This is a genomic window from Paenibacillus vortex V453 (assembly GCF_000193415.1).
GTDB lineage: Bacteria > Bacillota > Bacilli > Paenibacillales > Paenibacillaceae > Paenibacillus_AQ > Paenibacillus_AQ glucanolyticus.
Genome location: NZ_ADHJ01000017.1, coordinates 82,230 through 108,078, shown reverse-complemented (window position 1 = coordinate 108,078; position 25,849 = coordinate 82,230). Strand labels below are relative to the sequence as shown.

Here is a 25,849-nt window from a genome sequence, read left to right as displayed (position 1 = left end):
GGAGGGTACATTGCCTATGGTTCAAGTCCCGGTTCGTGTCACGAACGGTGCACAAGACGCCGCAAGCAAGGCAAGTACACCCAGAAGATTGATCATGGCTGCCACCGGAGGGCTGATTGCGGCGTTCGGCTTAGATCTGTTTCTTGTACCTAGCGGAATCATTGCAGGCGGTGTGACAGGAATTTCAGCACTCGCTTCGCATCTGACAGGGCTTCATACAGGCATGTTTCTATTTGCACTCAATTTACCTTTGCTCCTGCTTGTTTATTACAAGTCCAATCGGGAAAAAGCCATTGCGGCAACGATCGGGCTGCTGACCTTTTCCATATGCTCGATCCTGTTCTTCCCGATGCCTGCTCTACTGGACAGCAAGATCGGGAGTGCAGGCATTGGCGGCATTTTCCTTGGGCTTGGCATCGGGATCTGCCTTCGTTACGGGGTTGTCCTCGATACCCTTCAATTACCCAAGATGCCGCAGCAGCTATCCCATCTGCTAACCCGGTTGAAGCTGCCCCACAACCATATCTTTATCAATATCATGGTACTGACATTGGCAGGGCTGCTGCTTGGCTGGGAACATGCGATGTATTCTGCCATCGCATGCCTGATGGCGCTGGAGACGGGTCGCATTACGACCTCCCGTCTTCCGCTTAAACGGGAGGTTCGGATTGATAGTACGAGTGAAGCAGAGATCAAACACAGTATGAAAGCCATCATGGGATATGAACCCCAAACGGAGAGTTTGAATGAAGATACAGGATTTGAGAACAACTCATTAAAATCCTCCCGGCTTGTCTACCGGGTTCATATTCTGGAGATGCCCAGACTAAAAGCGATCGTGAGAAGCCTTGATCCGAATGCGGAGATTACCATCATTCAGAAGTAAGTGTTCTCTCTTCCATGGAAACAGGCCGGCTAAGGGTTTGCCCTAGCCAGCCTGTTTTTTTAGATATCAGAGAGTGTAAACTCCGAAGTTTAGGCCTTCCTGATATCACAAGAAAAACATCCCCTAACCGCGGTCAGTCTTCTGAGAAAATACGTCGATAGACGTTTTTCTTATGAATTTCGTTATTTGCGAAACTGCTGGATCAGAAACAAAATCAAGGAGCCCACCACGCTGATGACTAAGCAGGTTACAATCGGAAAATAGATTTTGACATTGGGCTTATCCACAACGATGTCGCCTGGCAGCCTGCCGACAAATCGGCCAATGACAGGCCATAGCAGCCCAATCACGATCAGGGCGCCCCCTATCCATAACAGTGCCCTTGTTACAGGATGCAAACTATTTCACCTCATTCATCAAATCAATTCATCATACGAAAGGTTTCCTTGTATCATAATGGATTTGATGGACTCGCCGCAAGGCACGCGCACCTCGCCTACAGACGTGTTCTAGCCTTTCACTGCTCCGGCCGTCATCCCGTCGATAAAATACTTCTGGAAGCCCATAAACAAGATGAAGATCGGAATAATCGAGAAAAAAGAGCCCACAATCAACAAATCATAGTTGTTCCCGTAAGGGGTCAGCAGTGTCTTCAAGCCAATCGGAAGGGTATATTTGCTGTCATCGCTGAGTACCATGAACGGCCACAGGAAGTTGTTCCAGCTGTTCATCCCGTTCAGGATCGCCATGGCTGCGAAGGATGGCTTCATCACCGGCAGGATCAACCGCACATAGATCCCGTATTCCGTAGCACCGTCCACCCGCCCTGCCGCAATCATTTCTTTTGGAATCCCTCTTAAATACTGCCTGAAGAAGAAGATCGTAGCCGCGCTTGCAATCCCCGGCAGCACAATGGCCGAGTATGAGTTCATAAGGCCGAGATTGTAAATCAGCGAATACAGTGGAAGAAGAAGAATTTCAAAAGGAACCATCATGATGAGCAGCACGCATATAAACAGGAAATTCTTGCCGATGAAATCATAAGCTGCAAAACCATACGCAACGGTTGCGCTCACCAGCAAAGTTAATGTAACCTGTACCACCGTAAGCAGCAAGGAGTTGAAAAACCACATAAAATAAGAATGATTCCCTGTAAACAGATACGTGAAATTGTCCAGGTTCATTACCGACAGATCGAATTTTAAATTCAGGCCATAACGAATCAAGTCCTCACCGGGCTTAAAGGACGCGATGGTAACGGCGTAAAAGGGTACCAGGATCAGAAAACACAGTGCGGAGAACAAAATCAAGAGGATCACTTTGATCAGTGTTTCTCTTCTCATCCTCAATCCTCCTTCTTGAACATTCCTGAGAGTTTCAGCTGCGTCAGATTAATGATCATGGTAATGGCCAGAAGCACAATCCCCACAGCGGCCGCATACCCCAGATTGTTCTTCTCGATGCCTTGACGGTACAGGTAACCGACAATCGTAAGGCCGATATTTTTGGGAGAATTGTTGCCGTTCCACAGCATCATACTCTCAATAAACATAGCCAGCCCTGCATAAATGCTGATCGTTAATACATAAATCGTGGTCGGTTTCAATAATGGCATCGTGATTTTGGTAAACTTCTGAAAGGCCGAAGCCCCGTCGATGGATGCCGCCTCATAATAGTCATCCGGGATGTTCTTGAGTCCGGATAAAAAATACAGCATATTAACCCCCGTCCACCGCCATGTGGCCAGAGCCACCAAAGCAATGAAACCGGTAACCTGTCCCTTCAGAAACTTCACCGGATCCACCCCGAACCAGCCCAATATACTGTTGATGAGCGACCCTTCCATCTCTCCAAACATCAGCCGGAAGATAGTACCCGCGACAACAACCGACGTCAGTGCCGGAAAGAAAAAAGACGATTTGAAAAACTCTCTTCCCCACATAAACTTGTTGTTGATCAGCACGGCAAACAGCATCGGAAACGGAATCAGAATAAGGAGTGTCAGCAGCATGTAAATCGCACTGTTCATGACCGCCTTCAGAAAAATGCCGTCCCCCATCAGCTTCTCGTAATTAGCCAAGCCGATCCAATCGGCTTCCTGACCCAGCTGGATCTTCTGAAAGCTCATGCCAAATGAGCTGCCTAACGGAAGTACCCAGAACACAAGGAAAACCAGAATAAACGGCAGCACAAAAACATAAGGAGCAACCTTTTGAGAGTACAGAAATTTTTTAATCATCACTTTACTCCTTTGATAAGAGCCGCCCATCGTATGAGCAGCCCTTCGTTATGGTTACCGATGAGCCGGAATCATTTTAATTCCTGTTCGATTTGCTTCTGGGCATCGTTCAAAGCTTCTGTAATGTCCTTGCCATCCTCAAAAATCTCATTAAATGTCGTTGTGCACAGGACGTTGTTGATGGTGGGCGAAGCGGAGGTCGATTTGATTAACCGGATTTCATCCCGGATCTCATTCAGAACATCAAACGGGTTGTTCACAAAATATTGGACAAACTGATTCTCAGGGTTGTGCGTGACATCCTTCATATCCCAGACATCCATATTGACCGGATCAAACCCAAGCGTGTTCCATATCTCTTTGTTGGCATCCAGCGACAATTTGGCAAACGCCAGGAAGTCTTTCGCCAGTTGAACATCCTTTGCGGTCTTGGTAACAACGGTACCGGTTCCGCCGCCGCCAACGGATCTTGGCATGCCTTCTTCAATTACCGGGATCGGTGCGATCGCTATTTTTCCTGATAAATCGGACATGTAGTTGGTGTATCTGGACATTTGCCACAGCGGCATGAAGGCGGTAGCATAATTCCCTGCATTAAACTCGCCATAAGCCTCTTCCGTATCAGGCTGACCACCGGCGATAGTCGCAATGGCATTGCTGTCCTGCAGATCCTTGAGCAGCGTCATAGCCTTGATCATGGGCTCCGAATTCACGACCGGATTGCCGGAATCGTCGGTGAGGTCGACCCCTTGCTGCGCCAACAGCATGGATGCCTGCCAGGCTGCACTTGTATCCGCCGTTCCCATATATTTGCCGGTTTTTTCATAGACCTGGATGCCGGCCTGCTTGAAGTCCTCCCAGGTCACGATATCCTGATAGTTAACACCAGCCTCCTCCAGGATTTCGGTATTATAGAAGGCCACGGAGGCTCCAACATGAGTTGGGACGCCGTAATTCACGCCATCCTTGCTGTAAAGATCAATCCGGGATTTGACGATGGTATCTCGGTATGGATCAATAACGTCATTGAGCGCTTCCAGCTGCGGAGTTCCAGCTAGAAAATCCGGGAATTTGCCTAACTCGATATCGGCAATATCAGGGGCACCCGTGCCGGACTGAACCGCGATGGATAGTTTATTGTGCATGTCGTCATATGGCATGACCGTCACGTTCAGCTTAATCTGGCGATCCGGATTCTCGGCGTTCCATTTGCCCAGCATCTTCTCAAAATGCTGTCCGTGCAGCTCAACGAATGTCCAATAGGAAAGCTCCGTGGCGCTTTCTCCCGCCCCTCCGTCCAGAACCGAGGTTTCTCCCCCTGCATTGTTCGCTTTACCGCATCCCCACAGGAACAGCGTCATGCCTAACACCATAAGCACCATTATCCATTTTTTCCTCATCATACGGGACCTCCCTCAATTTTCATTCCTATATCCTCTACACTCGAAAACAGTACTTCAGCCTTCAGTTCTTCAGTCTTCAGATCTTCAATACTTTAGTTCTTCAATACTTCAGCTCTTCAGTACTTCTGTATCCCGCTGAATAGAAAGCGCTTTCATATTGTGTGTAATTTGATATGATTTTGAGAGATGGAGCAGCCCTTGGGACCGCTTCATAAGTTAACTCAGGCCTTTTTCAAACGAATAACATTCCAGGATGCCTTGGCAAGTCGTGCCGTCACATGTCCGCTGTCAAGTTTGGCTTCTCCCCGGTTGTGGGGTTTTACCGTCTCCTCCGACGCGGTATTCACGGCCTTGAGGTCGTCATGCTCCATTACGATATGCTCGATAAGCCGGTATCCTTCAAAGCTGCGCACATCGCATTCGAGGTCCAATGCTTCCTCCAGATGACGGTTCACGGCAAAGATCGTAATCTCTTCGTCGGCTTCGTTATGAACAACCGCACTATCCAGGTACGGAACATCGGTAAAGTCCTTGGAATCATACTTCGGCGAGTCGACGATCGGCAGCAGCGATACACCCCGGCCATACTTCGAAACGTGAAGATATGGATAAAATATCGTCTGCTTCCAGGCGCGTCCCCCATTCTCTGTCATGATCGGGGCAATCACGTTCACGAGCTGCGCCAGACAAGCCATCTTCACCCGGTCTGCATGACGCAGGAACGTAATGAGCATGCTGCCCACCAGAATGGCGTCCTCGAAATTGTACACATCCTCCAGCTGAGGCGGAGCCACGCTCCAAGGATCGATCTGCCTGTCTGCATCGTTGGAATGATACCAAACATTCCATTCATCGAAGCTGAGGTACATCGTCTTTTTGCTGCGTTTCTTGGCCTTGATATAGTCGCAAGTGGACTTGACCGTATGGATAAAGTGATCCATATCCAGCGTAAGCGCCAGGTAATTGGCCGTATCGTTGTCGCGGTTACCATAATACTGATGCAGGGATATGTAGTCCACCGCCTCATACGTATGATCCAGCGTTGCGGCTTCCCATTCAGGGAATGTTGGCATGCCGGTGCTTGAGCTGCCGCACGAAACCAGTTCAATCGAGGGATCAACCAGCCGCATCGCTTTTGCCGTCTCCAGTGCAAGCCTGCCATATTCCGCAGAGGTTTTGTGTCCAATCTGCCATGGTCCGTCCATCTCGTTGCCAAGGCACCACGTTTTGATCTTGTGGGGCTGTTTATAGCCGTGACTGCGGCGCAGATCGCTCCAATATGTACCTCCAGGATGGTTCGTGTACTCCAGCAAATTTCTGGCGGCATCAATACCCCGGGTGCCCAAATTCACAGCCATCATGACCTCCGAGCCAACCTCCTTGGCCCAGGAAATAAACTCGTTCGTGCCTACCTCGTTCGGTTCCAGCGTCCGCCAGGCAAGCTCCAGCCGTTTCGGCCGCTCGGTCACGGGTCCTACTCCATCCTCCCAGTTGTAACCGGAGACAAAGTTCCCGCCGGGGTACCTGATAATGGGGACATTCAGTTCCTTAATCAATTCCTTCACGTCACTTCGAAAGCCCCCTGCATCCGCCGTCTCATGACCGGGCTCGTAAATCCCTCCATACACAGCACGACCAAGGTGCTCAATGAATGAACCATAAATGCGGTTATCAACTTGCGCGATTCGAAACGACTTATCCACGATCATCCGTGCCTTCATTTTCTCAGCTGCCAAGTCCTTCACCTTCCGTTAAAATAATTATGAAACATTTTAAATAAACCCGAATGAATTCGTTTTCAGATATAAAATATCATATGAGGAGTGCTATGTAAATATACAAATATAAAATGATTTACACAAATAAATAATAAATGAATTTTCAGTAGAGAATTTAGTTTATTTTTGTCGAAATTTGCTTATTTTGTTGATATTCATACTTTTTATCTTGATATAAACCTCAAATAAAAGAAGTGTCTGCTATCAAAATGATCTTTTTCTTCACAAGATTCTCGAAGATTTGGAACACATCTTTATTTCACGCTGATGTTGATTTATAATTATTTGAAATAAACATCATTCCCTGTACACATCGTTATTTAATCCCTTAATCGGAAGAAGGTTCGAGATAAAATGATCTACATTAAAGATTTAATGAGCGGGCTTGATATCTTTAAAGCCCTTAGCTCCGAAATTCGCATTCAAATTCTGGAGCTGCTGGCCAAGAACCAAAGCTTGAACCTGAACGATCTGGCAAATAGGCTGAACCTCAGCAATGGTGCCATCACCATGCATATCAAGAAATTGGAGGAGAGCGGTCTGATCGAGATCAACACCACAGGCGGGAAGCACGGCATACAGAAGATTTGTTACTTGAATAAAGACACACTGATGGTTGATCTTCGCAGCAAGGACATTGATAATTTGTACGAGGTGGAGATTCAGGTTGGGCATTACAGCGACTACCAAGTCATTCCGACCTGTGGATTAGCCACCAAGGACAGTATCATCGGGGATTTTGACGATCCACGCTATTTCGCAGATCCAGAGCGGATTCATTCGGAAATCATCTGGCTTACCGAAGGTTTCCTGGAATACCGGATTCCGAATTATTTGAAGTCGAACCAGTCATTCCGCGAGATCCAATTCTCGTTGGAGCTCGGTTCTGAGGCTCCGGGATATTGCGATAACTATCCATCGGATATTTTCTTTTATGTCAACGGCATCGAGATTGGCAGCTGGACAAGTCCCGGTGATTTCGGCGACAAACGCGGCACCTTCAATCCCGAATGGTGGCCGCCCCATTTGAACCAGTACGGCATGCTGAAGCTGATCCGGATCAACAAGGAAGGCAGCTTCATCGATGGATGCCGCATTTCGGACGTAGGCCTGGACCAGATTCAACTGGATTACAAGAGCGAGCTCACCTTCCGGGTTGCTGTCAACGAACGATCGGTCAACAAGCGCGGCTTAACCATTTACGGCAAACATTTCGGCAACTACAGCCAGGACCTGCTGGCGCGTGTGCTGTATGATGTGAAGGAAGAGTAAGGGTACATGATGGGGAAGTTCTGCGTAGGCAGCTTCTACTCAACATCGGACATATGAAAAAAACAGCTGGATGCAGGGAAACCCTGCTCCAGCTGTTTTTCTGCCGAGGGTGGCCGGCCTCTGACGAGGGCGGTGGACTCTGCTGTAGGTGGCTGACCTCTGGCGAGGGCGATTGCCACTACTGCAGATTGCCGACCTCTGAGAGGGCCGCTGGCATCTGCTGTAGGTGGCCGACCTCTGGCGAGGGCGATTACCACTACTGCAGATGGCTGACCTCTGACGAGGGCCGCTGGCATCTGCTGTAGGTGACTCTGACCTCTGGCGAGGGCGATGGACTCTGCTGCAGATTGCCGGCCTCTGACGAGGGCGGTGGCATCTGCTGTAGGTGGCTGACCTCTGGCGAGGGCTGCTAACTCTGCTGCAACTCGTGGATTTCTCAGGGCTAACGGACTGAGAATCCGTTATTCACGCCAAATGGCGTTATTTAGAAAACTAACGGACACGAAAGTCGTTAATCTGTAGAAATTGCCGGAAATCAAACTGATTTTGTGATAATAAGGACTCCTGAGTCCGTTAAACTCGAAATCGGAGTCGATTATGAAGAATAAGAGCAATGGAGTCCGTTAACGCGCCGGGGGATGCAAAAAGAACGCAAAGAGCAGAGCTAACAAGGATCCTTGAACAGCACGCGAGCGGTCGAGCCTCCTTCATCGGTCTATGACTTTCTGGAGGAGGATAATATGGTGCAAACAGTGACAGGTAGAACAGTAAAATAAGGAGTATGACTAGAGGAACAGTCACAGAAAGACAGCCACAGGATGAACAACACTGGAGGGAACATAACTGAAGGAAAAGTGGCATAAGGAATAGTTACTGAAGGAACAGTTGAGGAACACGGGAGGGATAGAACACCTATAGGAGGAGCAACCACAAGTCATCAACCACAAGTCGAACTGCCTCAATTCGAACAACCACATGTCAAACTGCCTCGAGTCATACAAAACTCAAGTCGAACAACTACGAGAGGAACTGTGTGATAAAGAGCGTCTAAACAGAACAAAAAGGGGCATCCACTAGAATTCAGATCTTTTGGACGCCCCACCTCATTAATGAAACAAACGATCTCTCATATATGGTCGCCAGCATCGAGCCTGCCCTTGACCACGCACTGTGCGCAGTGGGAAGTTGCATCACCACGCGCAATGTGCGTACAGGGAGCCCCGTCTGCACCAATTCACACCGTACGTACAGGGAACCGTGCATACAGGGAACCGTGCATACAGAGAGCCGTGCATACAGGAAGCCGTGCATGCAGGAAGCCGTGTGCACCATGAACACACACGCACAGGGAACTGTACGCACCTCGCACAAAATGCAAACGAACAGCCAATCCCATTTCCAAGTTATACTCAGTCCAGTTAATTTCAGTGCCTGTAGTCACCAGTCAATCATCCACTATCATGTTATCTCCCTATCGACTTGCCCCAACTTTTGCCTCATTTAAAGCCCTTAAAATAGTATGGCGGTCACGGAGCGCGTGCGCCTCCTTCAAGCTCTGATGAAACAGCTCCTCATCGATTCCAAGCTTCTGGAGGCTTGAAGGTCCTCCAGCCTGCTGCAGTAAGATAGCAAGCTCTTCTTTCGCAGGAACCTTTCGCAGCCATTCCTGAACTGACGTTCGGTACTGCTCCCAATCTGTAGGCTCGGCATACGGATAAACTCCGTGATCTGCCGCATCATGATAAAGGCTTGAAATCTCGCTGCAAGCCACCCCCACCTTGGCACCATGAAGGAGCGCGCGCTTGCCCAGGCGCAAATACGCCATCTCCCAATAATGGGACAGATGATGCTCCGCCCCTGAGGCGGGATGGGACTGTCCGAACAGCAGCATCGCGATGCCGGATTCAATCAAGGCCGTCATCAGAATGCGGATGCCTTCCTCCGTGCGATCGCCGATGGCCTGCACATGCTTGACGCAAGCCTCCAGCGCCTGTTCTGTAATGGCGGCCACTCCTTCATCATAGGGCTCGCCTGCCGTGGTAGAAGAGAATTTCCAATCCAGCAGCGATGTATATTTGCCAAGCATATCGCCAAAACCGGCGGCAACCAGCGGCTGGGGTGCCTTAACAAGTATATCCAGGTCAGCGAATATGGCGAGGGGAGCTGTAGCCGCAAAGGTCTGCTTGATTCCCCGGACTACAATCGGCGCGCCTGCTGAAGTAAAACCATCCACAGAAGGAGCCGTAGGTACCGAAATGAACGGCTTGCCGGTCCGGTGAGCTACAAAGCGGGTAATATCATGAATCGTGCCAGATCCCACAGCGATCAGGCATCCTGTCCGCTCCGGCTCCACTTCAATAAGCAGCTGCATCAGCGAGCGCTCATCCGCCACAACGTCTCCTTGCTCATCGGGCTTGATCAGACAAAGCCGGGAATTCACACCTGCTGCTTCCAGGCAGTTCATCAACGTTTGTCCGGCAGCTTCTATATGTGTTCGTATCCGCTACCAAGACCGGTGACGTGAAGACCCTCGCCGAATCAGATACAGAGGCACATCAAGAATAACTCCCCGCTCAAGCGCCATATCATCAAGACCACGGAACGTTGGCTGGACTTCCTTCATCTGACTCATCAAACGTTTTGCGTAGTTCAGAGATTCCGTCATGCAGTTCCTCCCCTTCATTCTATCCATGTATGATCCTTGCCAATTTCTCTCGATCTATTCCCATCCTGACAGCAGAGCTGACCTTGCGAAGCTATAATCCGATAGCCATCCCCGGTATCCCACGCTCAACCCTTCCAGCTGTTTCTACCTGCCTATGGTTTATTCAGCCGACTGCTTAATCCGCTTCAGCCGTTTCATCACGTCATTTTCGCCCCGTCCAAAATAATCATGCAGCTTGCTGTACTCCCGATACAGCTGCTCGTACACTTCCACATGCTCCGGAATCGGTTTAAAGGTTTCTTCCTTCACCCGAGCCATCTTCGCGGCAGCATCGATAATCGAATCATATCCGCCCTGTGCCTGACCCGCAGCGACAGCGGCAAACATGGCAGCCCCGAGCGCCGGTGTCTGCTTGGAGTCGGCCACCACAATTTCACGGTTGGTGACATCGGCATAGATTTGCATTAAAAGGTGGTTCTTCTGCGGCAGTCCGCCGCAGGCATAGAGGACGTCCACCGGCACGCCATTCTCGTGAAAGGCGTCCACGATTTTGCGTGTACCAAACGCCGTTGCTTCCAGCAAGGCACGGTAGATTTCCTGCGGCTTCGTCAGCAGAGTCATCCCTAATATCAGCCCGGTCAGGTCTGTATCCACCAGCACCGAACGGTTGCCATTCCACCAGTCCAGCGCGAGCAGACCGGTTTGGCCCGGCTTGTAGGCAGCCGCTTCCCGCTCCAGCCACTGGTGAATGCCGATTCCGTCTGCAGCCGCAGCTTCTGTTACATACGCGGGAAGCGCTTCCTCAACGTACCATTCAAAAATATCGCCGACGGCCGATTGTCCCGCTTCATAACCGTACAATCCCGGGATAATGCCGTCTTCCACGACCCCGCACATCCCCTCAACCCGCTTCTCTTCGGTACCGAGGATCATATGACAGATCGACGTTCCCATCGCCATGACCAGCTTGCCTGGAGTAACCACACCGACAGCCGGAACCGCCGCATGAGCGTCAACGTTGCCCACTGCAACAGCGATACCGGGGGTTAAACCCATCACCTCGGCCATGGTTTCTGTAAGTCCACCCGCTCGGCTCCCAAGGGGTCTGACCTCGCCCCGGAGCTTGGTTTCCGCCAGATTCTCCAATCTCGGATCCAGTGCTTTAAAGTAGGCCTTGCTTGGGTATCCATCCTGCTTATGCCATATCGCCTTGTAACCAGCCGTACAGCTGTTTCGGACCATATTGCCAGTCATTTGGGAAATGACCCAATCCGTCGCTTCCAGAAACATATCCGCACGTTCATATATAGCCGGCGCTTCATCGAGAATTTGCCATACCTTAGCCATCATCCACTCGGAGGAGATCTTCCCGCCGTAACGCGGCAAAAAGGATTCTCCGCGCTCAGCGGCAATGGCGTTGATCTTGTCAGCTTCGGGCTGCGCGGCATGATGCTTCCACAGCTTCACCCAGCTGTGCGGCTGATCCGCCAGCTCCGGGTGGAAGCAGAGCGGCTCGCCAAGCTCGTCAACCGGCAGCATCGTGCATGCCGTAAAATCAATGCCGATGCCAATCACATCCGCCGGATCAATACCGGATTGTTCAATGACAGCAGGCACGGAGACCTTCAGAACCTCCAGATAATCCCCCGGATGCTGAAGCGCCCAGTCATACTCAAGCTTCTGTCCGGAACCCGGCAAAAACTCATCGATGACATGATGCCGATATGGCGTAACATGATCCGCGACTTCCTGCCCGTCTGCCAGATTAACCAATACCGCACGTCCGGACTGCGTCCCGTAATCGACGCCAATGGTATACTTTTTCCCCACTCTCATTTCCCCCCTACCAGATGAAATCATAGAATGATGATGACCATGACAAATTTTACTTTTGACCGTAATAGGCATTAATCCCATGCTTCCGCAAAAAGTGACGATCCAGCAAATTCTGATCCATCGGTTCAATAGCAGGGTTGATTTGCTGCATGCGAGCCGCAATCTTCGCGCACTCTTCCAGAACCACTGCATTATGCACCGCATTATGGGCATCCTTGCCCCATACAAACGGCGCATGAGAATGGACAAGCACGCCGGGCACCCGATTCGGATCCAGATCGGCGAAACGCTCCACGATGACGTTGCCCGTCTCCCGCTCGTAAGCGCCTTCGATCTCTTCACGGGTCATGGGACGCGTAACCGGAATCTCCCCGTAAAAATAGTCGGCGTGCGTTGTTCCATAGGCAGGAAGCGCGCGTCCGGCTTGGGCCCAGCTCGTTCCCCATGGCGAGTGGGTGTGCACAATCCCGCCAATCTCTTTAAAATTCTGATAGAGCACCAGATGAGTCGGGGTATCGGAGGAAGGCCGTAAATCGCCTTCAACTACGTTTCCCTTCAGATCGAGCACGACCATGTCATCGATTGTCAGCTCTTCATAAGGCACGCCGCTGGGTTTAATAACAAACATCCCGCGTTCCCGATCAATGCCGCTTACATTCCCCCATGTAAATGTGACAAGTCCGTACTTCGGAAGCTCCAGATTTGCCTCCAGCACCTGCTGCTTTAAATTCTCCAACATGAACTATCTCTCCTCTCTATATTTGAAAAATATAGTTGTACGTACAAGTTGGCATGCAGGGGTCCGTCTTTCCGGACCTCAAATCTTCTATAATGACCTACTTTTTTTTCTACTGATTCTCTCTCCACCAGCTCAGGCTCATAAATCGTATCGGAAATTTCCGTTTGATTCTCGATCATACTGATCAATTGTCTCGCGGCGGTGATCCCCATCTCCGTCTTTGGATGAGTCATCGTTGTCAGCTTCACACCGGAAGCAATCGCAAGTGTCGAATCATCGAAGCCGACCATGGATACATCCTGTGGAACCTGTAGTCCGCATTGCCCCGCGGCCTCCACCAGAGACACGGCCAACTCATCGTTGTAACATACGAGCCCTGTCGGGCGCTGCTCATCCGGCTGCTTCAGCAGTTGTACGGCCTGATCGTAAGGGAAGCTCCCCTTCTGCTCGGTTGTGTAGGTAACCACCCGCTCCGGCGATACGGGAATGCCCGCCTCTCGATGTGCCCGCAAGAAGCCTTTTAGCCGATTCACGCCCTGAAGATCGTCCCGCTTGAAAAACCCGGCAATCGCCGTGTGTCCGTTCTCGATCAAATGGCACGCTGCCTTGTAACCGCCTAACTCATCATCAAGCTTGAGGCAAGGACAATCCAGCTCCCGATACTTCTCGTTAATCATCAGAAACGGAATTCCCTTCTCCTGCAAGGATAAGAAATACGACAGGTTTGGATTGCCTTCCGCACTCTTGGTCGGTTCAATAATCAGCCCGCTAAGCGGCTGGCTGGTCATAAGCTGAAGGCTGTCCATCTCCTTATCCTTGTTATTATCCGTGCTGGAGAGCAGCAGGCGATATCCCTTGCTTCGCAGCTCGGCTTCGGCTCCCCGGACAATATGCGGAAAGATGTAATCCGAGATGTACGTCGTAATGATCCCGATCGTCTTGACCTGCTCGCTCTCCCGGCGCTCCGGATTTCTTGCAAACGTTCCTTTGCCCTGTATCCGTTCCAGCCAACCTTCCTTCTCAAGCTCGCCGAAGGTCTGGCGTACCGTCTGCCGGCTTACGCCGAACTGATCCGCAATTTCATGCTCCGAAGGGACCTGTTTACCCGCCTGAAGCCGGCCCGATTCAAACCAGGAGAGCAGTTCGTTTTTTAATACAATATATTTGGGTATCCGTCTATTATTCATCATTCACCTCTAGCCTCACGCACTCATTATGTTAGGATTTGGAGTAATCCCAAGTTATCTCGCTATTGTAACACAGGCCAGGCGAATAGCCGACAGAACCAGTTACCGCAGGCGATAGGCCGCTTCGCTCCAGCGGAGCTCATTCTTAAACCGCTGCAAGGTGGTATCCTTGTCAATAATAACCGCTTCAATACCCGCCATATCGGCCCAATCGCTCAGATGCTCAGACGTCATTGCATAAGAGAGGACGGTGTGATGCGCCCCGCCAGCCAATATCCACGCTTCTGCAGACTCGCGAAGGGATGGCTGCGGCTTCCATAACACACGGGCCACGGGCAGCTTCGGCATCGGCTGCTCTACCTTGACGCCATCGACCACGTTCACGAGAAGTCTGAAGCGATGTCCCAGATCAATCAGTGAAGCGTTGACTGCCGGACCGTCCTGGCCGTTGAACACGAGACGGGCCGGGTCTCCCTTTCCTCCAATTCCGAGCGGATGAACCTCCAGCGTCGGCTGATCCAGGGCGATGGTCGGGCATACCTCCAGCATATGAGATCCAAGAATCATATGGTTTCCCGGCTCGAAGTGATAGGTGTAATCCTCCATGAAGGAAGTGCTTTTATTGCCCGCAAGGACCTTGAGTACGCGCGTCAAAGCCGCTGTCTTCCAGTCCCCTTCGCCGCCGAAGCCGTAGCCGGATTCCATCAGCCGTTGAACGGCCAGTCCCGGAAGCTGCTTCATGCCGTGCAGATCCTCAAAGGTCGTCGTAAATGCGCCAAACCCGCCCTCTTCCAGGAAACGGCGCAGTGCAATCTCGATCCGGGCTTGATACGCAATGGAATCACGCATATGCCCCTCGCTAAGCCCTTCTTTTGCTATCGAATACCGCTCTGCATATTCATTCAGGAGCGCCTTTACATCCTCATCTCCCACTTCATTCATGGATTGCACAAGATCGCCAATGCCGTAACCGTTGACGGACCAGCCAAGCTTAATTTGGGCCTCCACCTTATCTCCTTCGGTTACCGCGACCTGGCGCATATTGTCACCGAAACGCGCCACTTTCAGCCTGCGGCTTTCGGCATAAGCCGCGGCCGTCCGCATCCAGCCGGCGATGCTGTCACGAACTTCCCCATCTTCCCAATGACCCACAACCACCTTGCGGGCAATGCCGAGACGGGCACCGATATGACCATATTCACGATCACCGTGGGCGGACTGGTTCAAGTTCATAAAGTCCATGTCAATCGATTCCCAAGGAATATCCCGGTTGAATTGGGTATGGAAATGAAGGAGCGGCTTTTGAAGTTGGGATAGGCCTGCAATCCACATCTTGGCCGGAGAGAACGTGTGCATCCAGGTCATTATGCCTGCACAGGACTCATCGTTGTTGGCCTCCAGAATCAGATTGTATATTTCATCCGGTGTCGTTACGATCGGTTTGAACAGAATAGGGTACGAAAATACAGGATCTTTCCCCATCTCCGTTGCCACAATGCGGGAATGCTCAGCTACCTGCTCCAGCGTTTCAGGACCATACAAGTGCTGGCTTCCGGTAACAAACCAAAAAGAATGCGGTTTCAATTTCATGATTAGAACGCCTCCTGAATGAATGCTTTGTCACTATCTTGTACATACCTATGATTAAATTATTTGTTTTATGATAAATTGTACGTACAAGTAGAATCACTCACATTCTACCCCCGCTCCTGAAAAATAGCAAGACGAAAATAAAAAAAGAACTGTCCCATAGGCTGAAAATGCCGGCCTATATGACAGCCCCTGCTCCCTCCCTCAAACTGCATGTTCCCGGTCGCGATAACCTAAGATTCAAGCAGCTCTATACCGTCAAATAATGCTCGAACTGCTCCATGTCAATGGCATCTTGAACGCCTTCGGCTACAACCGTGCCTTTATCCATGACATAAATATAATCCGCTACGCTCCGCACAAACTCGATGCTCTGCTCCACCAGGATAACCGACGTTTCTCCTTTGGCTTTGATCCCGCGGATCACGTCTTGAATTTCCTCCACGATGGACGGCTGAATGCCCTCCGTCGGCTCGTCAAGCAGCAGCACCTTGGGCCGAGAGGCCAGCGCCCTGGCAAAGGCGAGCTGCTGCTGCTGTCCGCCGCTCAAATCTCCGCCCTGACGATGGTACATTTGCGGCAGTACGGGAAACAAGGCTAACACATCCTCCGGAAAAACCTTGCTCCTGGGCACGCATGGCTCAAGCCCGAGCAGCAAATTCTCTTTCACGGTGAGCTGAGGGAATATCTCGCGCCCCTGCGGGACATACCCGATGCCTCCACGCGCTCTTTTGACAGAATCCCAGCCGGTAACCTCCTGTTCTCCCAGACTCATCCGCCCCTGACGGATCTTCAGCTGTCCGGTTAAAGTGCGCATAAGCGTAGTCTTTCCAACGCCGTTGCGTCCGATCAGACATACAACCTTCGCCGGGTCGACTACCATGGATACGCCGCGCAGGACGGCGCTCTCTCCATAACCCGATTCAATGCCCTGCAGCTTGAGCATTGGTCTCCCTCCTTTTGCCCAGATACACCTCGGCAACCATCGGATCGCGCTGAATTTCCGCCATGGAGCCTTCCTTCAGCAGTTTCCCTTCATGCATCACCGTAACCTTCGCGGCAAAAGAACGAACGAAATCCATATCATGCTCAACCACAACAACGGAACATGCCTTGGCGATATCCTGAAGAAGCATTCCTGTCTTCATCGTCTCCTCATCCGTCATTCCGGCTACCGGCTCATCCAGCAGCAGCAATCGCGGCTTCTGAAGCAGCAGCATGCCGATTTCCAGCCACTGCTTCTCCCCATGCGACAGAGAACCTGCCCGAACATGGAGCCGATCAGGAAGCCCGATCTGCTCCAGCACCTTCTTCATCTCGAACGTGGTGCATCGATTTCTCCTTACCTTAAGCGCCCGAAACACACTTCGATCGGGATCGAGTGTCAGCTCCAGATTCTCTTTAACACTCAAGTTTGCAAAAATCGAGGGTGCCTGGAATTTCCGCCCGACACCGAGACCTGCAATTTCATAATCCCGCTTTTTAGTAATGTCCAGGCCGTCCCCCAGCAGCACGCGTCCGGCAGCAGGCCTTGTCTTCCCGCAGATCACATCCAGCATCGTGGTTTTTCCAGCACCGTTTGGGCCGATAAGAAAATGCAGTTCATTCTTGCGAAGCGCCAGATTCATGCCGTTTACCGCCACGAACCCGCCAAAAGTCACCGTGATATCCTCTGCGGACAACACGATTGGTGAAATGCCGATTTCTCTCACTTCTCCACGGACTGGGACGGAAAAATCAACCTTCTTTGCGTACGGCTGCATGGACAGTACCTCCTCTTCGGGATAATGACGAAACCACCTTGCTCCATACTCCTACCAATCCTTTTGGCATCAACACAACCACAATGACAAACAAAGCGCCCAATACGAGCAGCCAGCCTTCCGGGTAGGCTTCGCTGATCCCGGTTTTGGCCGAATTCAGCAGCACTGTACCGATAATCGCGCCGATAAGGGTCCCCCTCCCGCCCAGAGCCACCCATAATACCATTTCAATGGACGGGACAATCCCCATCATGGAAGGGGATATAATGCCTACCTGAAGTACAAACAGCATTCCGGCAAGCCCGGCCAGACCGCCCGAGACGGCAAAAGCAAACGTCTTGTAACGGGAAGGGTCAAATCCGAGAAACCGCACCCGGTTCTCTCCATCCCTTGACGCTTCCAGCACCTGACCCACGCGGCTGCTCACAATCCTTCTGCACAGCACATATGCCCCTGCCAAAGCAGCCAGCGTGATGAAATACAATCCGATTTTGGTTGACGGCGTGTTCAGGTTAAAGCCCAGAATCGAAGGGTATCCCGTCAGTCCGTTCGTGCCCCCCGTCCACTCCTGCTTGCCTACAAACAGCGTGACTACAATCATGACCAGAGCCTGGGTCAGAATCGTAAAGTACACGCCCACGATCCGGTTGCGGAACGTAAAGAAACCGAGAATCAAAGCGAGCAGCGCCGGAAGCAGCATCCCGAGTATCAGGGCAGCGGGAAACGACCGGAAGGGTTCCCAGAACCAGGGCAGTCCCTCCACACCGCTACCAGCTCATAAAATACGGGCAGGGACGTCCCGCTGGCCTCGAGCTTAAGATACATCGCCATAGCATAAGCGCCAAGTCCGAAGAACACGCCGTGTCCAAGACTTAGAATACCGCCATATCCCCAGATCAGATCAAGTCCGACCGCCAGAATCGCCAAAGCCAGAAATTTTGTCAACAACCCCAAGCGAAAAGGGGTCATGAACAAAGGAGCCATACACATGAGAAGCAGCAGAACACTCCACAGAATCCGTTTTGTCCGGCTGCCGGGATTTCCTGTCAACCATTTCAGCACCATACCATCCCCTCCTCTCTAATCCAGACTGCGCGTTCGAAGTGCAACAAGCCCGCGAGGCTTCCACTGCAGGAAAGCCACGATTAAGGCGAACACCAGCACTTTGCCGATGGAAGCCGAAGTGTAGGTCTCAAACAGCGTATTAAACATACCGATTCCCAGCGCCCCGGCAACCGTTCCGATCAATTTTCCAACACCGCCAAGCACGACCACCATAAAGGCATCCACGATGTAGTAGGTTCCAATCGACGGACCGATGGGTCCGAGCAGCGTCAATGCGCAGCCGGCAATACCCGCGATACCCGAGCCAATCGCGAACGTGAGACCATCCACACGCCGGGTTGAAATGCCAAGGCATCCCGCCATGTTCCGGTTCTGCATCACCGCTCTCATCCGCCTGCCCTGAACCGTTCGATAAATATAGAGATACATTGCCGTCACCACCAAGGCCACCAATACAATAATGAACAACCGTTTATAAGGAAGCACGATGTTTGAAGTGATCGCAAGCCCTCCGTTCAGCCAGGATGGGCTGGTTACGGCCACGTTCGGAGCGCCGAAGATGAACCTTGCGATCTGCTGCAGCATCATCCCGACACCCCATGTAGCCAGCAAACTATCCAGCGGCCTTCCGTACAGGTGCCGAATCAGAATCATCTCAAGCAGCCAACCGATGAGGGCAGCAACCACAAAGGAAACCAGCAGCGCCGCTATGAAATAAGTATCAAACCAGGATTTCGGCATATACGCGGTAAACAAGCCCTGGGTGACATACGTGGAATAAGCGCCGATCATGATCAGCTCGCCATGGGCCATATTAATAACATTCATCAATCCGAACGTCACCGCCAAGCCAAGTGCAATCAATAATAAAATCGAGCTGACACTCAATCCGTTGAATACCTGCAGGATTGTCATTTCCATTTCGGGAGCCTCCTTTCACGAAAAGGCCCGGGAGCCTTTTCGTGCCTACTGCTTTATTCTCCGCTTAACCCCTTCGCCCAATCGTACGTTTTCAGATACGGATCGGGTTTAACAGGTTCTCCCGAGTTCCAGAGCTCTTTAAACTGACCATCTGCCTGCACTTCGCCAATGCGCACCGTTTTGTAGATGTGCTGATTGTCGCCGTCAATAGTGACTTTGCCTTCCGGTGCAGCAAACTCGATGCCTTTAGCCGCTTCCTTGACCTTGGCTACCTCTGTTGAACCGGCCTTCTCTACCGCAGCCTTCCATAAGTACACAGCGGTATATCCCGCTTCGATCGGATCGGCTGTAACCCGGTCGGCACCATACTTCGCTTTGTATTTATCAACAAAGGCTTTGTTCTCCGGCGTATCCGTAGACTGATAATAGTTCCAAGCTGCCAGATGCCCCTCAAGAATGTCAGCGCCGATTCCGCGAATTTCCTCCTCCGCCACGCTTACGGACAACGTGGTCATATCCTTGGAAGTGATGCCCGCATCCTTCAGCTGCTTGAAGAATGCCACGTTACTGTCGCCATTCAGCGTGTTATAGACGATATCGGGTTTCGCCTCTTTGATCTTGGCAATAATCGTACTGAAATCGGTATGACCCAGCGGTGTATATTCCTCTCCCGCAAGCTCCCCTCCCTCTGCAGTCAGCTGCGCCTTGATAATTTTGTTGGCCGTCCTCGGGAACACATAATCCGATCCGAGCAGGAACATTTTGCTGCCCCGATTCTCAAGCAGCCAGGATACCGAAGGCACGATTTGCTGATTGGTTGTTGCACCTGTATAGAAAATGTTAGGGGAAGATTCTAACCCTTCATATTGGACCGGATAAAATAAAAGACCGTTGTTTTGTTCGAAAACAGGGAGCATCGCTTTACGGCTGGCGGAGGTCCACCCTCCGAACACGGCGGCAACCTTATCCTGCTGCAGCAGTTTGCCCGCCTTCTCGGCGAAGGTCGGCCAATCCGAGGCACCGTCCTCGATCACAGGTTCGATCTGCTTGCCCAGCACACCGCCTGCCGCATTAATTTCTTCGATCGCAAGCATTTCGGCATCCTTGACGGATACCTCGCTGATCGCCATCGTTCCGCTTAGGGAGTGAAGAATGCCGACCTTGATTGAATCACCTTTGGCTTCGATTGGCGCGCTGCCGTTATCCGCTCCGGCATTCGGAGCAGCTTCCTTTTCCGTAACACAGCCTGACATCAAAATGGCGCATAATACAAAAGAGGCCCATCCCTTTACAATTACGCTCTGTTTCTTCATACGCTCCCAACTCCCTTTTTCTGTTTCCGAACATTCTGTCAGCATCTTCTTATCTCTGTTCGTTAATCCACATTATAGTTGCCTTATATTTCCTGTGTCAATAATACTCACATAAATTTATTTCTTTTTTTCATTTTTAGTAAAATCGTCGCAATTTTTCAATATTAAATGTTAATTAACATAACATAAAATCGAAATTATAAATCGAATGATCGTCAATTTTTAATTTATGTAATATATTATCACACAAAAATAAAACAGCCTTTTCTTAAAAAGGCTGTGGTGTAGAGACTATCTATAAAGGTTGTTTATGTTTTTGACTATCGGATGGTCTTCCTGTTTGTAATTGAGATAGGTACCCGATCCGGATAATCCGTAATGATTCCGTCTACGTTAATCTGAAGCACATACGGGATTTGCAGCATATCCCTAATGGTCCAGACAAAGGTTTTCATCCCGGATTGATGGATCTTTTGAACTAATCCCTTGGTGACAAGCCTCATTGAGACATTCACGTATTCCGCGTAAGCCTTCATATCTTGCATTCGCTCCCTGGACAACTCGCCTGAACTGGTGATGACCACGCCAAGCGGAATATCTGGCATCAGTCTATGAAACCGGAGCAGCGCATCCGTGTCTGCCGACTGGACAACAACCATTTCCTTATATCGCTGAGGTCCGTTGGCACCCTTCATAACCTTTTTCAGCCCATCTGCAACCCCTTGCTCAATGCCTGGGTACAAATCAGGCGATTTCAATTCGATCAGCAGCCCGATTCGTCCCCCGAAATGCTCAAGCACCTCCGACAGTGTCGGAATCAATTCTCCTTTGTATTCCGATCCGTACCATGAGCCGGCATCCAGCTGCCGCAGCTCCTGAAAGGTTAAATCCCCCACATTTCCTTGACCGTTCGTCGTCCGATCAACCGTCGTATCGTGGATGACCACCATTTCTCCGTCCTTGCTCATCTGGACGTCCAGCTCCAACATGTCTGCTCCCATATCAAAAGCTTTGGCAAAGGAGGCCATCGTATTTTCAGGAGCGGCGCCCGACGCCCCCCGATGAGCGATATTGATCCAGGACTGATTGGCGTCACCCTCGGACCCGATCCAGGCTGCCTGTTCTCTTATGTCATGCAAAGGATAATTCGGCACATCGGCAGATATTCGGAAACCGGCAACCATGAGCGCGGCCGTCATGATAACGATCATTTTTTTCATATGCTATCAATCTCCTATTGGATCGAACCCTGCTGATTCATAATAGATGCCTAACTCAGACTCACGCTGAACCAGCTTTCGTTATCACTTCTGATGCTAATTCTTCCCTATACAGCCGAATTTCAGTCAGCCCGACTTCCCCTTACAGATAGATCGTGCAGAGCCTGGAGGGAATCATTTTTGTGCATTTTATATTTTTGGTATTGTAATATGAACGTAAATGGAGTAATTTGTACTTATATGAACATTATTTGATTTATTTACAATAGAATAACGAGGAGATGAATGATAATGGAAAGACGTTATGCCTCACACCCTAATGAAGTGAAACAATTTGACACGGACCGACTCCGCAAGGAATTCCATATTCCCGCCCTGTTCACACCTGACAAGCTGGAACTTGTCCTTACCCATGAAGACCGTTTGATTATTGGCGGTGCTGCTCCGGTTCGGGAACCCATCACACTGGAAACCGACCTTAAAGAGCTGGGCGTTTCCTCTTTCCTGGAGCGTCGTGAGCTTGGCATTATTAATATTGGCGAACATGGAACCGTACGGGTGGACGGCACGGAGCACGAACTCAGTAACAAAGAATGTCTCTACGTTGGCATGGGGGCGGAAGAAGTCATTTTCACAAGCTCGGATCCTGAACATCCTGCCAAATTCTATTTGAACTCGGCTCCGGCGCATCAAACCTTCCCGACTGCCAAAGCTACCCTTGAAGAAGCCGATTCCAGCGCATTGGGCGATATCAAAAACTCCAATGATCGTGTCATCTATCGGTTTATTCACCAAAAAGGCATTCAGAGCGCCCAGCTCGTGATGGGTATGACCCTGCTGAAGGAAGGAAATATGTGGAACACCATGCCTGCCCATACCCACCCAAGACGCATGGAGGCCTATCTGTATTTTGATTTGCCGGAAGATGCGGTTGTCATCCATCTCATGGGTCAGCCAAACGAGACACGGCACATCGTGATGCGCAATGAACAAGCCGTGATTTCGCCAAGCTGGTCTATCCACAGCGGAGTAGGCACAAGCAATTACACCTTTATCTGGGGTATGGCCGGAGATAATAAAAGATATGATGATATGGACCCCGTGTCCATGAAGGATTTAAAATAGAGGGGATTCATCATTAAGCTACGGAAGAGTTGAGATTCATATGAACCCGTTACGACGCTATGAAAAAATAATGGAATTCCTTCTCACCCACAAAGAAGTGACTGTCGCGGATTTGAGCCAGCAGCTGCAAGTGACAGGAAAAACAATTCGCGAGGATCTGACCAAGCTGGAGGAACAAGGCCTTATCGTTCGTGTGCACGGCGGAGCTGTCCTCGCGCACAGCGATCAGTTTGGCATCCTGCCATCCAAAGAGCCGCTGGCAAAGAATCGGGACGAAAAGACCGAGATTGCGCTAAAAGCACTGGCCCATATCAACACCGGCGACATCATTGCGCTGGATGGAGGCAGCACCACACTGGAGATTGCCCGCAGACTGGATGATGTGCCCTTAACAGTCATCACGAACGATGTGTACATCATCAGTGAGCTGGCCACCAAGAACAACATCCGACTTGTGGTTCCAGGCGGCTACCGGGTAAGGAACATGCTTGCAGGTCCTGAAGGCGTATCGTATGTGAAGCAGTTGAACATTCAAAAAGCCTTTATCTCGGCCACCGGCGTTCATCTTGATCATGGATTGTCCATTTACACCGGGGATCTGATCCCCTTCAAGCGTGCTTTAATCGAAACCGCGCTTTCGGTTTATGCCGTTGTTGACCACCATAAATTCGGCCAAACCGCACTGAGGACCTTTTCCACCCTTCAGGAGATAAGCGGCATCATTACCGATACAGGCCTGCCCTCCGATACGATAAAACAATATGATGCAGCGGGTGTCACCATGCTGTAACTCGCTTGCTTGAAAGGAAACACTCGAGCAAGCCACACTTAATTTCAACCTTATGAATTGAACAAAATGAGAGGGGATGCTGTGCATGAACAGGTTTGATTTATCTGGAAAAACCGCAATCGTAACCGGATCTGCTCGCGGTCTTGGGCAAGGAATCGCGATTGCCCTTGCCGAAGCCGGTGCGGATATCGTCGCCGTGTCCATGAATACGAGCGCGGAAACAATTGAGGCGATCACATCTTTTGGCAGAAAGGCTTCTGAGATCAGGGTGGACTTAAGTGACCAGAGCCAACTGCAGCATACCTTCGACCAAGCGCTGGAGCTGACGGGACACGTGGATATTCTGGTGAACAACGCCGGCATTATCCGCCGGACGCCGGCCAAGGATCATGCTGCCCAAGATTGGCTCGATGTAATGGATCTGAATCTGAACACCGTATTTATGCTGTCCCAACTGGCAGGCAGACATATGATTGAGCGCGGCAGCGGTAAAATCATCAATATTTGCTCCATGCTTTCCTATCAAGGCGGAATCAACGTACCCGGCTACACCGCAAGCAAACATGGTGTCGCCGGTTTGACCAAAGCGCTGGCTAACGAATGGGCGGCCAGCGGCATCCAGATCAACGGAATTGCCCCGGGATACATTGAAACCGATAACACGGCAGCTATCCGCCAAGACGAGGACCGCCGCGCTTCCATAACGGATCGCATCCCAGCCGGTCGCTGGGGTAAACCTGAGGATATCGGCGGACCTGCTGTCTTCCTCGCTTCCGCCGCTTCGGATTACATGAATGGACATGTGCTTTGCGTTGACGGCGGATGGATGGCCCGCTAACATCAATACACGGTTCAACCTGAACCTGACGTTATCATAAAGCTCCTACTGTACGGACGTTTATAAGGTTACGCCTTCTGCTGCTATTATGCGCAGAGATAGCGTAACCTCTTTTTTGTAATTGCCCCCCTCTCTTTAAATGTTTCAAACTCTCCTGATCCTCACTAAAGTCCTGACATTGCACGAATATACGAACCATCCTTTGGGACATGCTAACTTTACGATATGGGCCTCGAAGGACCTTGAATAAAGAAAGGATGGTTTGGGCGTCATGCGCGGAACAAAATCGATACAACGTATCCGTTTGCTCTCCCTGTTCACTCTGATCGGTTCCATTATGCTTGCCGGCTGTACGGTCAACAGCAACGACCGGGTGCCAACCCCGAATATGGGTGTAAATCCGTACCGGGTGAACACCGGCTACCTGCTTCGGAATGCCGTGGAGCGCGGAACCTTGCGAATTGCGACAGAACGGGATTACCCCCCCTTCAGCTACCATGGAACAGGTGGAAGACTAACCGGGTTTGATGTGGAGGTTGCCGAAGAGGTTGCACGTCATATGGAATTAAAGGCAGAATTTGTGGAAACCGAGTGGAAGAATCTGCTGCCGGGTTTAACGGAAGGCAAATATGATGCGGTATTTAACCAAATCGAAGACCGCCCCGACCGGAGGGCACTTTATGATTTCTCCGTAGCTTATCTGTCCTCTACTCCGGTTCTGCTCGTGCGTTCAGGCGAAGATCAAGTCCGTACCTTCCCGGACATTAAGGGAAAGCGCGTTGGTCTGAACCCAACAGGAACCTATAATGATATTGCCAAGAAACATGGGGCGATAATCGTTCCGGTCAAATATATATATGACGCAGCCCGTATGCTTGCAAGAAGCGAGCTTGACGCCATAATTTCAGACCCGCTGTCTGTGACCAACCTGAAGCAGCAGTTTCCGGATATGCCGGTTACTACCGTTCAATCGGCCAACCAGGCGTTCGAGGTCTCTGCCGCCTTCGTAAAAGGCAATCCGGATCTCGTAGCCGCCGTTGATAACGCTCTGGCTACCATGCAGCAGGACGGAACCTATCTGACCATATGGAACAAATACTTTGGAGATGCTCCATCAAGTTACAAAGGCATTCATGATCGCAAGAATAAGTAAAAATGGCTAGTGAATCTTGAGGACAACCATGCACCACTTTCAAAATTGTCATCTCACCAAAAATAA

22 protein-coding genes and 1 pseudogene are annotated in these 25,849 nt (G+C 50.7%); 6 read left to right on the top strand and 17 right to left on the bottom strand.

The annotated features are described in order from the left end of the window. Window positions 1-16: 16 nt before the first annotated feature. Window positions 17-886 carry a YitT family protein gene (locus PVOR_RS09405; protein ID WP_006208921.1) on the top strand — a complete coding sequence of 290 codons (870 nt, stop codon included), beginning with the start codon at window positions 17-19 and terminating at the stop codon, window positions 884-886. Window positions 887-1,068: 182 nt separating this feature from the next. On the opposite strand, the gene PVOR_RS09400 is transcribed toward PVOR_RS09405, so the two are convergent. The 5 genes from PVOR_RS09400 to arfA all read right to left on the bottom strand — a co-directional run bounded on the left by PVOR_RS09400 (window position 1,069) and on the right by arfA (window position 6,237). Continuing rightward, complete coding sequence (locus PVOR_RS09400; RefSeq protein ID WP_006208920.1) at window positions 1,069-1,284, bottom strand: DUF2905 domain-containing protein; 216 nt, start codon at window positions 1,282-1,284, stop codon at window positions 1,069-1,071. A 111-nt stretch (window positions 1,285-1,395) separates the two neighbouring features. After that, the gene (locus PVOR_RS09395) at window positions 1,396-2,229 is read right to left on the bottom strand and encodes a carbohydrate ABC transporter permease (RefSeq protein WP_006208919.1); all 834 of its coding nucleotides are present in this window, start codon (window positions 2,227-2,229) and stop codon (window positions 1,396-1,398) included. A gap of 2 nt (window positions 2,230-2,231) precedes the next feature. After that, window positions 2,232-3,125 carry a carbohydrate ABC transporter permease gene (locus tag PVOR_RS09390; protein ID WP_006208918.1) on the bottom strand — a complete coding sequence of 298 codons (894 nt, stop codon included), beginning with the start codon at window positions 3,123-3,125 and terminating at the stop codon, window positions 2,232-2,234. Window positions 3,126-3,196: 71 nt separating this feature from the next. Next, complete coding sequence (locus PVOR_RS09385) at window positions 3,197-4,525, bottom strand: ABC transporter substrate-binding protein (protein ID WP_006208917.1); 1,329 nt, start codon at window positions 4,523-4,525, stop codon at window positions 3,197-3,199. Window positions 4,526-4,749: 224 nt separating this feature from the next. Beyond that, the gene (arfA, locus tag PVOR_RS09380; RefSeq protein WP_327196529.1) at window positions 4,750-6,237 is read right to left on the bottom strand and encodes an arabinosylfuranosidase ArfA; all 1,488 of its coding nucleotides are present in this window, start codon (window positions 6,235-6,237) and stop codon (window positions 4,750-4,752) included. Window positions 6,238-6,660: 423 nt separating this feature from the next. On the opposite strand from arfA, the gene PVOR_RS09375 reads away from it, so the two are divergent. After that, window positions 6,661-7,578: an ArsR/SmtB family transcription factor gene (locus tag PVOR_RS09375; RefSeq protein ID WP_006208915.1), complete on the top strand. Its 918-nt coding sequence runs from the start codon at window positions 6,661-6,663 to the stop codon at window positions 7,576-7,578. 1,471 nt (window positions 7,579-9,049) lie between these two features. On the opposite strand, the gene PVOR_RS09370 is transcribed toward PVOR_RS09375, so the two are convergent. The 12 genes and pseudogenes from PVOR_RS09370 to PVOR_RS09320 all read right to left on the bottom strand — a co-directional run bounded on the left by PVOR_RS09370 (window position 9,050) and on the right by PVOR_RS09320 (window position 21,877). Then, window positions 9,050-10,042, bottom strand: a complete 993-nt coding sequence (locus PVOR_RS09370) for a sn-glycerol-1-phosphate dehydrogenase (protein ID WP_234972820.1) — start codon at window positions 10,040-10,042, stop codon at window positions 9,050-9,052. A gap of 39 nt (window positions 10,043-10,081) precedes the next feature. Continuing rightward, on the bottom strand, window positions 10,082-10,243 hold the full coding sequence (locus PVOR_RS31570; protein ID WP_006208912.1) for a hypothetical protein: 162 nt from the start codon (window positions 10,241-10,243) through the stop codon (window positions 10,082-10,084). 159 nt (window positions 10,244-10,402) lie between these two features. Further along, window positions 10,403-12,073: a ribulokinase gene (locus PVOR_RS09365; RefSeq protein ID WP_006208911.1), complete on the bottom strand. Its 1,671-nt coding sequence runs from the start codon at window positions 12,071-12,073 to the stop codon at window positions 10,403-10,405. A gap of 55 nt (window positions 12,074-12,128) precedes the next feature. Beyond that, on the bottom strand, window positions 12,129-12,818 hold the full coding sequence (gene araD, locus PVOR_RS09360) for an L-ribulose-5-phosphate 4-epimerase (protein ID WP_006208910.1): 690 nt from the start codon (window positions 12,816-12,818) through the stop codon (window positions 12,129-12,131). Further along, on the bottom strand, window positions 12,803-14,005 hold the full coding sequence (locus PVOR_RS09355) for a GntR family transcriptional regulator (RefSeq protein ID WP_234972828.1): 1,203 nt from the start codon (window positions 14,003-14,005) through the stop codon (window positions 12,803-12,805). The genes araD and PVOR_RS09355 overlap by 16 nt, the downstream gene beginning before the upstream one ends. Before the next feature lie 102 nt (window positions 14,006-14,107). Continuing rightward, window positions 14,108-15,595 carry an L-arabinose isomerase gene (araA, locus tag PVOR_RS09350; RefSeq protein WP_006208908.1) on the bottom strand — a complete coding sequence of 496 codons (1,488 nt, stop codon included), beginning with the start codon at window positions 15,593-15,595 and terminating at the stop codon, window positions 14,108-14,110. 250 nt (window positions 15,596-15,845) lie between these two features. Beyond that, window positions 15,846-16,541, bottom strand: a complete 696-nt coding sequence (gene urtE / locus PVOR_RS09345) for an urea ABC transporter ATP-binding subunit UrtE (RefSeq protein WP_006208907.1) — start codon at window positions 16,539-16,541, stop codon at window positions 15,846-15,848. Beyond that, the gene (urtD, locus tag PVOR_RS09340; RefSeq protein ID WP_006208906.1) at window positions 16,519-17,358 is read right to left on the bottom strand and encodes an urea ABC transporter ATP-binding protein UrtD; all 840 of its coding nucleotides are present in this window, start codon (window positions 17,356-17,358) and stop codon (window positions 16,519-16,521) included. The genes urtE and urtD overlap by 23 nt, the downstream gene beginning before the upstream one ends. Continuing rightward, window positions 17,333-18,423: pseudogene (gene urtC, locus PVOR_RS09335) on the bottom strand (urea ABC transporter permease subunit UrtC). Before urtC ends, urtD begins: the two are co-directional and overlap by 26 nt. Before the next feature lie 15 nt (window positions 18,424-18,438). Next, window positions 18,439-19,344: an urea ABC transporter permease subunit UrtB gene (urtB, locus tag PVOR_RS09330; RefSeq protein ID WP_006208905.1), complete on the bottom strand. Its 906-nt coding sequence runs from the start codon at window positions 19,342-19,344 to the stop codon at window positions 18,439-18,441. A 53-nt stretch (window positions 19,345-19,397) separates the two neighbouring features. After that, complete coding sequence (urtA, locus tag PVOR_RS09325) at window positions 19,398-20,657, bottom strand: urea ABC transporter substrate-binding protein (RefSeq protein WP_006208904.1); 1,260 nt, start codon at window positions 20,655-20,657, stop codon at window positions 19,398-19,400. A 320-nt stretch (window positions 20,658-20,977) separates the two neighbouring features. Continuing rightward, window positions 20,978-21,877 (bottom strand): glycerophosphodiester phosphodiesterase, encoded by a 900-nt coding sequence (locus PVOR_RS09320; protein WP_006208903.1) that lies wholly within the window; start codon window positions 21,875-21,877, stop codon window positions 20,978-20,980. A 291-nt stretch (window positions 21,878-22,168) separates the two neighbouring features. On the opposite strand from PVOR_RS09320, the gene kduI reads away from it, so the two are divergent. The 4 genes from kduI (at window position 22,169) to PVOR_RS09300 (ending at window position 25,783) form a co-directional block, all read left to right on the top strand. After that, the gene (gene kduI, locus PVOR_RS09315; RefSeq protein ID WP_006208902.1) at window positions 22,169-23,002 is read left to right on the top strand and encodes a 5-dehydro-4-deoxy-D-glucuronate isomerase; all 834 of its coding nucleotides are present in this window, start codon (window positions 22,169-22,171) and stop codon (window positions 23,000-23,002) included. Between the two features lie 40 nt (window positions 23,003-23,042). Next, window positions 23,043-23,792 (top strand): DeoR/GlpR family DNA-binding transcription regulator, encoded by a 750-nt coding sequence (locus PVOR_RS09310; RefSeq protein WP_006208901.1) that lies wholly within the window; start codon window positions 23,043-23,045, stop codon window positions 23,790-23,792. A gap of 85 nt (window positions 23,793-23,877) precedes the next feature. After that, window positions 23,878-24,630 carry a 2-dehydro-3-deoxy-D-gluconate 5-dehydrogenase KduD gene (gene kduD, locus PVOR_RS09305; protein WP_006208900.1) on the top strand — a complete coding sequence of 251 codons (753 nt, stop codon included), beginning with the start codon at window positions 23,878-23,880 and terminating at the stop codon, window positions 24,628-24,630. A 271-nt stretch (window positions 24,631-24,901) separates the two neighbouring features. Further along, complete coding sequence (locus tag PVOR_RS09300) at window positions 24,902-25,783, top strand: transporter substrate-binding domain-containing protein (RefSeq protein WP_006208899.1); 882 nt, start codon at window positions 24,902-24,904, stop codon at window positions 25,781-25,783. The last annotated feature ends 66 nt before the right edge of the window (window positions 25,784-25,849 follow it).